The 12,599-nt window shown below is 63.4% G+C and carries 15 protein-coding genes; 12 read left to right on the top strand and 3 right to left on the bottom strand.

Annotated features, from left to right (window positions below):
- Window positions 1–126 precede the first annotated feature (126 nt).
- Entirely contained in the window at window positions 127–450 is a 324-nt protein-coding gene (locus AM586_RS21705; protein ID WP_047827118.1) for a hypothetical protein, read from the top strand.
- 105 nt (window positions 451–555) lie between these two features.
- On the opposite strand, the gene AM586_RS21710 is transcribed toward AM586_RS21705, so the two are convergent.
- The 3 genes from AM586_RS21710 to AM586_RS21720 form a co-directional block, all read right to left on the bottom strand.
- Complete coding sequence (locus tag AM586_RS21710) at window positions 556–1,776, bottom strand: CaiB/BaiF CoA-transferase family protein (protein ID WP_047827117.1); 1,221 nt, start codon at window positions 1,774–1,776, stop codon at window positions 556–558.
- 46 nt (window positions 1,777–1,822) lie between these two features.
- Window positions 1,823–3,589 (bottom strand): cation:proton antiporter, encoded by a 1,767-nt coding sequence (locus AM586_RS21715; RefSeq protein ID WP_047827116.1) that lies wholly within the window; start codon window positions 3,587–3,589, stop codon window positions 1,823–1,825.
- 148 nt (window positions 3,590–3,737) lie between these two features.
- On the bottom strand, window positions 3,738–5,192 hold the full coding sequence (locus tag AM586_RS21720) for a PLP-dependent aminotransferase family protein (protein ID WP_047827115.1): 1,455 nt from the start codon (window positions 5,190–5,192) through the stop codon (window positions 3,738–3,740).
- An 86-nt stretch (window positions 5,193–5,278) separates the two neighbouring features.
- Here AM586_RS21720 and AM586_RS21725 point away from each other — a divergent pair, with 86 nt between their 5' ends.
- The 11 genes from AM586_RS21725 to AM586_RS21775 all read left to right on the top strand — a co-directional run bounded on the left by AM586_RS21725 (window position 5,279) and on the right by AM586_RS21775 (window position 12,582).
- Complete coding sequence (locus tag AM586_RS21725) at window positions 5,279–6,091, top strand: NIPSNAP family protein (protein WP_082439439.1); 813 nt, start codon at window positions 5,279–5,281, stop codon at window positions 6,089–6,091.
- A gap of 98 nt (window positions 6,092–6,189) precedes the next feature.
- Window positions 6,190–6,774: a tetratricopeptide repeat protein gene (locus AM586_RS21730; protein ID WP_047827113.1), complete on the top strand. Its 585-nt coding sequence runs from the start codon at window positions 6,190–6,192 to the stop codon at window positions 6,772–6,774.
- A 42-nt stretch (window positions 6,775–6,816) separates the two neighbouring features.
- On the top strand, window positions 6,817–8,229 hold the full coding sequence (locus tag AM586_RS21735) for an amino acid permease (protein ID WP_047827112.1): 1,413 nt from the start codon (window positions 6,817–6,819) through the stop codon (window positions 8,227–8,229).
- Window positions 8,230–8,236: 7 nt separating this feature from the next.
- Window positions 8,237–8,632: a VOC family protein gene (locus AM586_RS21740; protein WP_047827111.1), complete on the top strand. Its 396-nt coding sequence runs from the start codon at window positions 8,237–8,239 to the stop codon at window positions 8,630–8,632.
- Between the two features lie 13 nt (window positions 8,633–8,645).
- The gene (locus AM586_RS21745) at window positions 8,646–9,293 is read left to right on the top strand and encodes a dihydrofolate reductase family protein (RefSeq protein ID WP_047827110.1); all 648 of its coding nucleotides are present in this window, start codon (window positions 8,646–8,648) and stop codon (window positions 9,291–9,293) included.
- Window positions 9,294–9,348: 55 nt separating this feature from the next.
- Window positions 9,349–9,906, top strand: a complete 558-nt coding sequence (locus AM586_RS21750; protein WP_047827109.1) for a dihydrofolate reductase family protein — start codon at window positions 9,349–9,351, stop codon at window positions 9,904–9,906.
- A 403-nt stretch (window positions 9,907–10,309) separates the two neighbouring features.
- Window positions 10,310–10,834, top strand: coding sequence for a hypothetical protein (locus AM586_RS21755; RefSeq protein WP_047827108.1), 525 nt, complete (start codon window positions 10,310–10,312; stop codon window positions 10,832–10,834).
- A 191-nt stretch (window positions 10,835–11,025) separates the two neighbouring features.
- Complete coding sequence (locus AM586_RS21760) at window positions 11,026–11,388, top strand: DUF2489 domain-containing protein (RefSeq protein ID WP_197416528.1); 363 nt, start codon at window positions 11,026–11,028, stop codon at window positions 11,386–11,388.
- Between the two features lie 81 nt (window positions 11,389–11,469).
- Entirely contained in the window at window positions 11,470–11,718 is a 249-nt protein-coding gene (locus tag AM586_RS21765) for a hypothetical protein (protein ID WP_060566712.1), read from the top strand.
- A 100-nt stretch (window positions 11,719–11,818) separates the two neighbouring features.
- Entirely contained in the window at window positions 11,819–12,091 is a 273-nt protein-coding gene (locus AM586_RS21770) for a hypothetical protein (RefSeq protein WP_162600571.1), read from the top strand.
- A gap of 218 nt (window positions 12,092–12,309) precedes the next feature.
- Window positions 12,310–12,582, top strand: coding sequence for a hypothetical protein (locus AM586_RS21775; RefSeq protein ID WP_047827106.1), 273 nt, complete (start codon window positions 12,310–12,312; stop codon window positions 12,580–12,582).
- Window positions 12,583–12,599 lie beyond the last annotated feature (17 nt).

Below are 12,599 nucleotides of genomic sequence, written 5' to 3' on the forward strand. Positions count from 1 at the left end.
ATAAATACACAAATCCGTCATATTTCATGGCCGGGTTTGCCAACTCAGCCGTCCCGTTCGTGCGCCATGGCCCGGTCATCAGGGCTACCATGCAGGTCCTGTTCCAACAACTGCAAGGAGTACGTCATGTTGCAAGCACGCGAAATCCAGCAGCGCTTTTCCCACATCCAGCAAACCATTCAACAGGCCGAGCAGGCCTGCCGTTCGCATGACGCGCCGGACGACCTGAAGAACTGTATCGAGAAGATGGCCCGCGAATCCCAGCAGGCCCAGCAGGTCATGCAGTCGAGCGACCAGCAGCGCATGGTCGAATGCGTCGACAACCTGGAGTCGATGGGCGACGAAGCCAAGCGCATCAGCCGCTCGGCTTCGAGCATGTCGCCGGAGCTGGAAACGGCGGTGACCAAGGTCCACGCCGAACTCTCCAACCTGAAGCACCAGCTACACTGATAAGGGCCTCGTAAACCTACTGCGCGTTGCAGTGGCGGTCTGCGATGCTGCGCTTCTCGACCGCCACTGCGGCCGCTCGCTACGGTTTCCGAGACCCTCGATACGCTAAAGGATCTTCTTTACTTTCAAGGCGGCGATTTCTTCGCTGCTCTTGCCCAGGATCTCGGCCAGCACCTCGTCGGTATGCTGGCCGAGCAGCGGCGGCGCCTTGTCGCTCGTGGCCGGCGTCGCCGACATCCGCATCGGGCTGCGCACCAGCTTCACCTCGCCGGCGGTCGGGTGGGGCAGGGCGATCTCGATGCCGCGCGCCTTGACCTGCTCGTTCGCGAACACCTCGTCCAGGTTGTTGATCGGCCCGCAGGGCACGCCCACGTCTTCCAGCATCGCGATCCACTCGTCGCGTCCACGTTCCCGCACCATCCCGGCCAGCAGCGGCACCAGCACCTCGCGGTTCTTCACGCGCAGCGGGTTGGTGGCGAAGCGCTCGTCTTCCGCCAGCTCGGGACGGCCGCCCGCTTCCACGAATTTCCGGTACTGGCCGTCGTTGCCGGCGGCGACGATGATGTGGCCGTCCGCGCAGGCGAAGGTCTGGTAGGGCACGATGTTGGCGTGCGCATTGCCCCAGCGTTTAGGCCGCTTGCCGCTGTTCAGGTAGTTGCTGCCGACGTTCGCCAGCATCGCCACCTGGGTGTCGAGCAGGGACATGTCGATGTACTGGCCTTCGCCCGTACGGTCGCGGTGGGTCAGCGCGGCCAGCACGGCGATGCTCGCGTACATCCCGGTCATCAGGTCGGTCAGGGCCACGCCGGCCTTCTGCGGGCCGCCGCCCGGCAGCTCGTCGCGTTCGCCCGTGACCGACATCAGGCCGCCCATGCCCTGGATCAGGAAGTCGTAGCCGGCGCGGTGCGCATAAGGGCCGTCCTGGCCGAAGCCGGTGATCGAGCAGTACACGATGTCCGGCTTGACGGCCTTCAGGGACTCGTAATCCAGGCCGTAGCGTTTCAGCTGGCCAACCTTGAAGTTCTCCAGCACGACGTCGCAGTGGCGCGCCAGTTCGCGCAGCAGCGCCTGGCCGTCCGGGCTGGCGATATCGACCGTGACCGAGCGCTTGCCGCGGTTCGCCGACAGGTAATAGGCCGATTCGCCGGTCGCCTTGCCCTCGGCATCCGGCGCGTAGGGCGGACCCCAGGCGCGGGTATCGTCGCCGCTGTCGGGGCGCTCGATCTTGATCACGTCGGCGCCGAGGTCGGCCAGGTTCTGCGAGCACCAGGGCCCGGCCAGCACGCGCGAGAGGTCGAGCACGCGGATATGACTCAGTGATGCCATCTTGTCTCCATGGATGTTTGTTATCGACCGGATTATATCCAGCAAACTACGGGCTGACGCCCGGCGCCGTCAGCGCCTGCGCAAACTGGTCGCGCTCGCGGTCGACGATGTTGTCGACCAGGCGCTCGTCCAGGCCCATCGATTCCAGCACGAAGGCCGACAACTGCAGGCTGGCCTCCAGCGTCTCCGGCACCACCACGCTGGCGCCGGCCAGCTTCAGGGCGCGCGCATGCTTCTCGTCGCGCGAGCGCGCGAACAGGCGCGCGTGCGGGAACTCGCGCCGGATCCCGCGCACCGCCTGCAGGGCCGAGGACGGGTGGTCCATGGTCAGCACGATGACGGGGGCCTCGTCGGCGTGCACGCGGCGCAGCAGCTCCGGGCGCGAGGCATTGCCGAAGTAAACGGGGATACCCTCGGCATGCAGCTTCGACACCAGCTTGGCGTCGTTCTCGAAGGCGACGTAGGGGATGCCCTGGCTTGCGAGCAGCTTGGCCAGTTGCTGGCCGACGCGGCCGAAGCCGGCGATGATCACGCGTCCGCGCGCGTCTTCGAGCTCGGCCTGCGCCTGCTGCGTTTCCTGTTCGCGCGCCTGGCTTTCGGCACGCTCGCCGATCGTGCGCCCGATCCGCGCCAGCAGCGGCGTCAGGAACAGCGACAGGCCGACCGCCAGCATGACGCGTCCGCCCAGGCCAGGATCGAGCAGCTTCGAGCCGACCGCATAGCCGATCACGATGAAGGCGAATTCGCCGCCCTGGCCCAGCAGCAGCGCGCCCTCGACGGCGCGACCCCAGGGCAGGCCGCCCAGGCGCAGCACCGGCGCGATCACGAGCGCCTTGAGCAGCACCAGCAGGGCGACCGCGCAGGCCAGCCACAGCGGCGCGTGGACGATCTGCAGCGGGTCCATGCCCATCCCGACCGTCATGAAGAACAGGCCCATCAGCAGGCCCTTGAAGGGCTCGACCATCAGCTCGACCTCATGCTTGAACTCGGTCTCGGCCAGCAGCAGGCCGGCGATCAGGGCGCCCAGCGCCATCGACAATCCGGCCATTTGCGACAGGCTGGCGATGCCGAAGGTCGACAGCAGGATCAGGGCCATGAACACGTCCGGCTGGCGGTGCCGGGCGAAGGCGCGGAACAGCGGATGGACCACGCGTCCGCCGACCAGGTAGATCAGGGCGATCGCCAGCGCCGCCTTGCCCATCGCCAGCAGCGCGATGAGGGCCACGTTCCCGCCGCCGCCGCTTCCGTTCCCACCCAGGGCGCCGATCAGGATCAGGATCGGCACCACGGCCAGGTCTTGCAGCATCAGCACCGCGAACGCCGCCTGGCCCAGCGGCGTGCCGGTGGTCTGGCGCTCGCTCAGGAGCTGCATCACGACCGCGGTGGAAGACAGCGACAGCACCAGGCCCAGCACCATCGACGCCGCCATCGACTGCCCCAGCAGCAGGAACACCGCGCCGCCGATCAGCAGCGCGCACAGCGCCACCGACGCCGAGCCGGCGCCGAACACCCAGCGCCGCATCGCCCACAGGCGTGCCGCCGACAGCTCCAGGCCGATCATGAACATCAGGAACAGCACCCCGAGTTCGGCCAGCATGGCGACGTCTTCGTTGTTGGGGAAGGTCAGCCAGGCCAGTATCGGCACGTCCCGCGCCATGCGCCCCAGGCCGAAGGGCCCGAACAGCGTGCCGACCGCCAGGAAGCCCAGCACCTGGTTGATGCGCAGGCGCTGCAAGGTCGGAATCAGGATCCCGGCGAGGCTGAGGAACAGCAGGATTTCGCGCAGAAAGGGGAAGGGGTGTTGCTCTTGCACGGGATACGGCCTTTCATGGAAGACAATCCGGACGATTGTATAACGTGCATCGGCGTGACCGGAACAAGCCTTGCCTGCCGTGCTGGCGATGGTCGTCGGGCGCTGAACCGGGCAGTCGAAGGCAGCGGCTTGTGAACCGCTTCCAGCTTCAGCGTCGGTATGCGATTTCCGAGAGTCGTTTGACGGCGCCGTCGATGCTCTCGGCCGGCACCTGGCTGTAGCCAAGCAGAAGACCATTCCACCCGGTCTTTCGCAAGCCGGTTTCATGCCTGGTCATGCAATGCACGGCGATGCCGGCAGCATGGGCAGCGTCGCTGATCCGGTCGTCGCGCCAGTCCGGATCGGCAAACCGGAGCGACAAGTGCATGCCCGTGCCCGCGCCGTGGACGGTCGCCGCGTCGCCGAAGTGCCGGCCCAGCGCATCGACCAGGGCATCGCGCCGCTCGCGGTACAGGCGCCGCATCCGGCGCAGGTGCTGTACGAACTGCCCATCGCCCAGGAAGGCCGCCAGCGCGCGCTGTTCCGGGACACGCCCATGCATGGGCAGGCGGGCCAGCGCCGGACGCGCGGCCTCGGCCAGGCCGGGCGGCAGCACCATGAATCCGGTGCGCATGGCCGGGAACATGGTCTTGCTGAAGGTCCCGAGATAAATCACCGGCGCGGATGGGATGAGGCCTTGCATTGCCGGCAGCGGCGGGCCGTCGTGCCTGAACTCGCTGTCGTAATCGTCTTCGATGATCAGGGCGCCGGCGCGGACCGCACTGTCCAGGAGCGCAAGCCGGCGGCGCATGCCCAGCACCCCGCCGCTCGGGTACTGGTGCGACGGGCAGGCATAGATGAGCCGGGGCGGGGTGCGTCGCCAGTCGTCGGCGTTCGGGGCGATACCCTCGTCGTCCACCGCAATGCCCACCGTGCGCAACTGGCCGCCGCGGAACGCCGACAAGGCCCCGAGGTAGCCGGGATTCTCGATCCATGCCGTGTCGCCGGCATCGGTGAACAGCTGGACGCACAACTCCAGGCTCGCCTGGGTGCCATTCGTGACCACGACTTGCGCGGCGTCGCAGCGCACGCCGCGCGCAGCCTGCAGGTAGTCCGCGATCGCCTTGCGCAGGACCGGCAGGCCGGCAGGGTCGCAGTAATCGAACTCGAATGGACCGGTATCGCGCCAGGCGCGGTCCAGCGCGCGGCGCCAGGCCGCCATCGGAAAGGCGTCCAGCGCCGGCACGCCGAGGGCGAAGGCGCTGGCCAGCACGCCGGGCAGCGCCATGCCGCTCAGGGCCTGCGCGCGGCGGGACAGGATCGACGACCGCCGGTCGGCGCTGCTGTCATTGGGCGCGGCGACAGCCACCTGCGCCACCACCGTGCCGCCCCTGGACGTGAACAGGAAGCCTTCCGCCATCAGTTGTTCATAGGCGTACAGGACCGTGTTGCGGGCGATCCCCAGCTCGCGCGCCAAGGCCCTCGTGGACAGCAGGCGGTGGCCGGCCGCCAGGCGTCCACCGAGGATGGCCGCGCGGAGGCTGGCATGGACCGTGCGCTGGCGCGGCCAGCCACTGACGTCATGGTGGCGCTCGAAATCGGCGATCAGCAGACGATAGTCCACATGTAGTCCTATCAAATGAGCATCGGCTGGCTCTTACGTGGTGCCAGTACGCTGATTATAGTCTGCCAATACCACCTGGAGCAGACATGAAAATGAAACCTGGTCGCCGAGTCCTGGCACTATCCGCCATGCTGGCGGCACAAGCGCCGAATGCCGCGGCAGCGCCGCCGGCGTCCGCATGCTGCCCGGTGCTCGAGCTGCGCCAATACGTCACCTATCCCGGCACCCGCGACACGCTGATCCACCTGTTCGAAGAGCGCTTCATCGAGTCGCAGGAGGCGGTCGGCATCAAGGTGGTCGGCCAGTTCCGCGACGTGAACGATCCGGACCACTTCACGTGGGTGCGCGGTTTCACGGGAATGGAGGCGCGCAGGAAGGCCCTCGGCGACTTCTATTACGGCGCCTTGTGGGGCGCCAACCGCGATGCCGCGAATGCCACGCTGTATGACAACGACAATGTCCTGCTGTTGCGGCCGGCCGCGCCAGGCGCGGGTTTCGGCTACGACCCGGGCCGGCGGCCAGCCCTCGACGCCAGGGCGCCCGACAGTTTCATCGTCGCCCAGATCTACTATTTCAAGGACCAGGTCACGCCTGACTTCACGCGCTTCTTCGACCGCGATCTCATGCCGATGTTCGAGCGCCATGGCGCCCGGGTGCTGGCGCGACTGGTGTCGGAAAAGAGCGTCAACACCTTCGAGCGTCTGCCGGTGCGGGAAGATGTCAACGTATTCGTCTGGTTCGCCGGCTTTCCCGACCGCGCCGCCTACGACAGCTATCTCGGCAGCCTGGGCCAGGATGCGCGCTGGCGCGGCGAATGGTTCGCTCGGTTGCGCAAGTCCCTCGCGCGGCCGCCCGAGCTGCTGATGCTGGCGCCGACGAGCAGGTCCTTGCTGCGCTGAGGCGTACCTGATTTTTCATGGCATGTCGAAATCCGTTTCCTCGTTCGTCGATAAGGAATCGAGCCACTCACCGGCTTACCCCATCATCCGACAGGACTATGAAAACGCAGATTGCAGCAATATTGCTTGGGCTTGGCCTGCATGGGGCCGCGAACGCGGGTTTCGCCGAAGGTGCGCGGGCCTATCGCGACCACGATTACGCCTTGACCCTGAAGGAAATCACGCCGCTTGCCTCAGCCGGCAACGCGGAGGCGGAGCATTTGCTGGGCCTGATGTACTACATGGGCCGCGGCGTGCAGCGCGATGTCAAGCTGGCCTTCGAATGGCACCACAAGGCGGCGCTCCAGGGCTTGCCTGCCGCCGAGTACGTGATCGCTGCGATGTACTACACAGGCAATGCCGTGCCCCGGGACGAGAAGCTGGCGGTGTCGTGGTTCCGCAAGGCCGCCGGGCATGGCCAGCCGGATGCCCAGTACGCTCTTGGCCTCATGTATCGCTACCATGTCGCCGGGGTGCCGGAAGATGCGGTCATCGCTTACATGCTGTGGAATCTTGCCGCCGCCAGCGGCCAGCGCAACGCCGCCGAGCAGCGCGACGACCTGGCGCTGCGGATGAGCGGGCGGCAAATCCAGGAGGCACAAGAACTGTCCCGCAATTGGCGACCGGGCATGCCCTTGCCATGACGCGGCATTCCAACGCATTTCCCACTTCGCCAGCGAGCGCACATGAGCTTATTCAGAACTAAGAACCTCGACCATTTGATGGCCACGAGCCGCAAGCCGGGAGGCCTGAAGAAGGTGCTGGGTCCATTCGACCTGATACTGATGGGGATCGGCGCGGTGATCGGGACCGGCATCTTCGTCCTGACGGGAACCGGCGCCGTCACGGCCGGGCCCGCACTGACGCTGTCCTTCGTCATCGCCGGCATCTGTTGCGGACTGGCGGCCCTGTGCTATGCGGAGTTCGCCTCCACCGTCCCGGTGGCGGGATCGATCTATACCTACAGCTATGTCACGATGGGCGAACTGGTCGCCTGGATCATCGGCTGGGACCTGTTGCTCGAATACGGCCTGGCAACGTCCGCGGTGGCGGTGGGTTGGTCCGGCTATTTCCAGTCCCTCATGACGAGCTTCGGCTGGTCCTTGCCGGAAGCGCTGCGCGGCGCGCCCGGGGCGGTGCCGGGGCTGCAGACCTGGTTCAACCTGCCTGCCTTCTGCATCATGATGGTGCTCACGGCGATGCTGTCGCTGGGAGTGCGGGAATCTGCGCGCGTGAACAACATCATGGTGATCATCAAACTGGGCGTCGTCCTGCTGTTCATTGCCGTTGGCGCCCGCCATGTCCAGCCGTCGAACTGGCATCCCTTCATGCCCCATGGTGCGGGCGGCACCCTGAGCGCCGCCGCACTCATGTTTTTTGCCTTCATCGGCTTCGACTCGGTCACCTCGGCCGCCGAGGAGGTGAAGCGTCCCGAGCGGGACCTCCCGATTGGCCTCATCGGCACGCTGGCGACGTGCACGATCATGTATATCGTCGTGACCGCCATCATGACCGGCATCGTTCCTTACGCAAAATTCCTCGGTATCGACCACCCGGTATCGCTGGCGCTGCAATACGCGAACGAGACCTGGTTCGCGGCCTTCGTGGACCTCGGCGCCATCCTCGGCATGACGACCGTGATCCTGGTGATGGCCTACGGCCAGACCCGCATCCTGTTCGCCATGTCGCGCGACGGCTTGCTGCCGCATAAGCTGTCCGAGATCCACCCGCGATTCGGCACGCCTTTCTTCGCCACCTGGATCGTCGGGATCATTTTCGGTTTGTTGAGCGCAGTCGTACCGCTTGGCGTACTCGGCGAACTGGTCAACATGGGGACGCTTGCGGCATTCTGCCTGGTATCGGTGGCCGTCATCGTGCTGCGCAAAAAGCGCCCCGACCTGCACCGCGCCTTCCGCTGTCCTGGCGTGCCTCTGGTGCCGGTGCTCGCGATCGTATTCTGCGCCGTGCTGATGGCCTTCCTGAGCAAGACCACCTGGGCTGCATTCCTGGCCTGGCTGGCGCTTGGCCTGGTAGTGTATTTTACGTATGCGCGACCGCGCTCTTTGTTGAACCAACCCGGCAACCAGGCGAGAAATTGAAAACGATATGAAAGTCACCGTCTCGATCGACGTGCCGTCCATTGAAGAAGGCCTGAAGTTTTTCGGCGACGTTTTTGGCTTTGTCGAAACCTCCCGGCCCCATCCCGGCTATGCGATGCTCAACGCCGGCGAATCGACGCTCGGCCTCCTCGCCAAGCCGGCGGGAACCCATCCTGCGAAAGGAAGCAGCGAGGTGCGCAGATACGAGCGGCACTGGACACCGGTGCATATCGATTTTCGTGTCGAGGATTTCGAGGCAACGCTCGCCAAAGCCCTGGCCGCCGGCGCGATATCCGAACAGGTGCACCGCGTGCCCGGCTATCCGCCTGTCGCCTTCTGCAGCGACCCGTTCGGGCATGGTTTCTGTATCGTCGGGCTTCGAAAGCTGGATGTCCCTCAATAATCAAGGAGATAGAATGTCCGAATTAAAAGTAAGAAGCTTTGCCGTGTCGCTCGATGGCTTTGGCGCGGGTCCGAACCAGAGCCTGGAGAATCCCATGGGGGAGGGCGGCGGCGGGCTGCACCAGTGGTTTCGCGGCACCCGTACTTTCCAGCGAATGATAGGCAACGAAGGAAAAGGCGAGGATGGTCCGGACGACGACTTTGCCGCCCGCGGCTTCGAGAACGTCGGGGCCTGGATCCTGGGCAGGAACATGTTTGGCCCGGTTCGCGGGGCATGGCTGGACGACGAGTGGAAAGGCTGGTGGGGCGATGAGCCCCCGTACCACGTTCCGGTCTTCGTGTTGACCCACCATCCCCGTCCGCCATTGGAGATGAAGGGCGGCACGACCTTCCATTTCGTCACCGACGGCATCGAGTCCGCGTACGAGCAAGCGCACCACGCCGCCAAGGGCAAGGACATGCGCCTGGGCGGCGGCGTCGCAACCGTGCGCGAATACCTGCAGGCCGGCCTGGTCGACGAGATGCATCTGGCGATCGCACCGGTGCTGCTGGGATCCGGCGAAAACCTGTTCACGGGCCTCGACCTTCGGGCCCTGGGTTTCCGCTGTGTCGAGCATGTGCCGACGCAAGCCGCGACGCATATCGTGCTGCGCAAGGACTGAGCCTTCCGCCAGCGGCGCATGGCATATTCATGGCATAGACGAGGCGAAAGGTGTTATGGGACTCCTGACTTTCAGTATCAACGTCAGCTTGGACGGCTGTATCGACCATGAAGTGGGCATCGCCGACGACGAGACCCACGCCTTCTTTACCCACCTCATGGACGAAGCCGGGGCGATGCTATGGGGCCGCCTTACTTACGAAATGATGGAGCGTTACTGGCCAGCGGTCGCCTGCGGCGCCGTGGACGCGCCGCCGGCAATGCGGGAGTGGGCCGTCAAGCTGGAGGCCAAGCCAAAGTACGTGGTGTCGTCGACACGAACGGACTTCCCATGGACCAACAGCCACCACATCGCCGGCGATTTACGCTCGGGCGTCCAAAAGCTCAAGGACGCAACCCCGAACGGCGTGCTGCTCGGCAGCGGCAAACTGGCGACCGCATTGGAGCGGCTGGATTTGATTGACGAGTACCGGTTTCTCGTCCACCCCAGGCTTGCCGGCCACGGCCCGACCCTGTACGGGAGCGGACTGCCCGGCACGCGACGGCTCGCGTTGATCTCCGCGCAGCCGCTCCACAATGGCACGGTCGCCATGCACTACCGGCGCGCACCCTGAGGGCTGTTTTGATCGGAGCGCTTCCAACCCGGGCCGGTCATTAGCCTATGCCATCGCCTACAAGGATATCGTCGACTTGCTTGCTGCAAAGCTGTCGCAAGAACAGCTTGAATGGGCTAAGGCCTCTGCAGCCGCTATCGTTGCGGCGAGGGCGAAGAAAATGGCATCGAGCAGTCGATAAGAATAGGGCCCCGAACATGTTTTCCTGATCGGATCGGTGGCACTCGCTTAGGTAAGTCAGCAGCCCGCCAAGAGCATACGTTCGTGCTTCCGCTCGCCTACCAGGCGATCCACGCGCGGTTTGGCGTGGATGATGGGCGTGATAATCCACGTATTTTGACCGGGTTGCGTTGCTGTATTCTGGGCAGGATAAACTCGACTACGGCTTTGGAAAGGAAACGAAATGGGTGCTCGCGGCGCGGTGATCATGGCCTTCTTCGGTGCGGTGTTCGCTGCGCTGACAATGCGATTGCAGTGGCAGCTCGGGGCCACCATGCTGGCTTTGCCTTTCATCGTCTTCCTGACCATCGGGGCGGCCGCCATCCATGCAATGGGCCTTCAGGGCAATGGCATCGTCCTTTCCGAGCGAACCAAAAAGGCGCTGATGTGGAGCAGCATTGGTGAGGGAATCGGCATCTTTCTCGCATCGAACATCGTCACCAACATGCATCGTCCCGACCTGCTGCTGCCAGCCATTGCGCTTGTCGTCGGCCTGCATTTCCTCCCGATCGCCCACGCTGCATCGTTTCGCGCTTTTTATTTGCTCGGCGCATTCCTGCTGCTGTCCGCTGCCATCGGCTTCCTGGTGGCCGCGCCGGCGGGCGGCGGCATTGCCGGCATCGCGGCAGCCCTGGGCCTGTGGTTCGCGTCGACCGCAGCCATCAGTCGAGAACGGCAGGCGAAACGTGCGTCGGTGGTATGCGGTTAATGCACCGCAGTCGAAATTGAACTAGTTCGGCAGCTTGTTTACGGCCAGAAGAGCAGACGTTCGACCTAAACCGTTGCCGACATACTGTGCGGCTAACCTGAACAACGATCGTGACTCGAGTGACTCAATACGCTACTCATGAGGAATATGCTCGGTCAGTACGCCTACAGGTCGTTTCAACAGCACAGGCGATGCTCGACGGACAGTTGAGCTTTCTGATCGGTTCACGACGCCTGGCTGCTCTGCGTTATGAAGCTGATGCAGCTGCCGACGACGCAGACTTTATGATTTTCGTTGCTATCGACTCAGAAACCGATGCGTTACCGCTTGGTGCCGTTCGAGAGCACTGGGATCAAGATGCCTTAGCCCGGCTTGAGCCGGAGATTGAAGAGGCTGAACACTGGGCCGCTACTGCCGGTGCCGATGCGTGCAGATCGCTGATTACGAGGTTTGGCGAGCAAGACCCGAATTGGCGAGCAAGACCCGAACACATGAACGTCTGCTGCGAGTCGAGTCCTGACGTTCAGCAACCGGCGCCATCCAGGCAAGAATGATCATTGCTCCCACCATGTTTTCCTGATGGCGCTTCACGCGCCGTAGAATGCTGGTTTGCTCTACAAATATGGAGTTTTACCATGGAAACAATCGACCAGCGTTACCTCGTCCAGCAAAACAAGCGAACTGGCGATGGCAAGACGGCGCCCGTCTTTGCCAGAGTCATGCGCAGCAAGGAAGGGAAGTTCGAAGGCGTGTCATTTATTAAAAATAAAGAGAAAGCAACTGTCATGACCGCCGCTGAAGCTCAGGAAGTGGTCACGTGGGCCGCAAAGAAAAAAGAAAATGCCCACCAGTATGAAACTAAAGTTATTTGTGTGGGCCAGTAGTGGCATGTAGATTCTTGTTGGGTCTGAGCGTTCATGGTCGGCCGGGTTCGGCCAAAAGCAGACCTGAGCGCGAGTCCCTTTTCTACCTGGAATGCAAATCGTGAAGCAGATTCTCCCCTACATCAGCGTTGGGCTAGACGACGAAAACCGGTGCATTGTCGTTGTTGAAGACTACGAGCTTTTTGACTTCCTTGACGACTTTCTTGGCGATGAATGCGATTTGCAGTATGAGTTTCTAGGGAGAAAAGAACGACAAGGGGGCCAAATTATCACCATGTACTTCCCGCTTTCTGTCACACCTGAGGTCATTGAACGAAACTTGTTGAAGCTGTCCCCTGAAGAGATCGAGCGAATCTACAGGCTCAACAATTAAGACGCTCGCACAGCCGTGCCTACTGCCGCTTCGGTCAGTTGCAGCCGTTCGTAACACTGCTGACTTTCTCATCGTGACAAGCGGCTATTCTCAGCCGACCGAGCAGCAGGACGCTTCCCATAGAACCTTGTCCCATTGAACCGGCATTAACTAGGGAACATTTATTGTTCTCGGTAGCGCCATTGGCGGCGCGCCGGCAGCTGGGATGGAGGTTCAACATGCGTACGACAATGGCATTAACGCTGGTCCTGCTCGTGGGCGGCTGTACAACGCAAGCGGAGCGGGCGGCGCAGCAAGAGCGCGAAGTGGACGACATGATCGCAGTGTACGGCCCGGCATGCGAACGTTTGGGAAATACGCGGGACTCGGAACAGTGGCGCTCGTGTATCCTTTCCATGGACACCAAGAACGCGATCGAGCGCTATCGGACTTCGCCAACGACAACGACCTGCTTCGGCCATCGCGGTTTCTTCAACTGTTCTACCTTCTGAAGGCGGCTATATTCCAT

Origin of the sequence: Massilia sp. WG5, from assembly GCF_001412595.2 — a bacterium.
In the GTDB taxonomy this organism is placed as follows: Bacteria; Pseudomonadota; Gammaproteobacteria; order Burkholderiales; family Burkholderiaceae_D; genus Telluria.

What these genes read in the sequence shown, in the direction of transcription:
- AM586_RS21705 (WP_047827118.1), top strand. Translation starts at nt 127, where the DNA reads ATGTTGCAAGCACGCGAAATCCAGCAGCGCTTTTCCCACATCCAGCAA.
- AM586_RS21710 (WP_047827117.1), bottom strand. Translation starts at nt 1,776, where the DNA reads ATGGCATCACTGAGTCATATCCGCGTGCTCGACCTCTCGCGCGTGCTG.
- AM586_RS21725 (WP_082439439.1), top strand. Translation starts at nt 5,279, where the DNA reads ATGAAAATGAAACCTGGTCGCCGAGTCCTGGCACTATCCGCCATGCTG.
- AM586_RS21730 (WP_047827113.1), top strand. Translation starts at nt 6,190, where the DNA reads ATGAAAACGCAGATTGCAGCAATATTGCTTGGGCTTGGCCTGCATGGG.
- AM586_RS21735 (WP_047827112.1), top strand. Translation starts at nt 6,817, where the DNA reads ATGAGCTTATTCAGAACTAAGAACCTCGACCATTTGATGGCCACGAGC.
- AM586_RS21740 (WP_047827111.1), top strand. Translation starts at nt 8,237, where the DNA reads ATGAAAGTCACCGTCTCGATCGACGTGCCGTCCATTGAAGAAGGCCTG.
- AM586_RS21745 (WP_047827110.1), top strand. Translation starts at nt 8,646, where the DNA reads ATGTCCGAATTAAAAGTAAGAAGCTTTGCCGTGTCGCTCGATGGCTTT.
- AM586_RS21750 (WP_047827109.1), top strand. Translation starts at nt 9,349, where the DNA reads ATGGGACTCCTGACTTTCAGTATCAACGTCAGCTTGGACGGCTGTATC.
- AM586_RS21755 (WP_047827108.1), top strand. Translation starts at nt 10,310, where the DNA reads ATGGGTGCTCGCGGCGCGGTGATCATGGCCTTCTTCGGTGCGGTGTTC.
- AM586_RS21760 (WP_197416528.1), top strand. Translation starts at nt 11,026, where the DNA reads ATGCTCGACGGACAGTTGAGCTTTCTGATCGGTTCACGACGCCTGGCT.
- AM586_RS21765 (WP_060566712.1), top strand. Translation starts at nt 11,470, where the DNA reads ATGGAAACAATCGACCAGCGTTACCTCGTCCAGCAAAACAAGCGAACT.
- AM586_RS21775 (WP_047827106.1), top strand. Translation starts at nt 12,310, where the DNA reads ATGCGTACGACAATGGCATTAACGCTGGTCCTGCTCGTGGGCGGCTGT.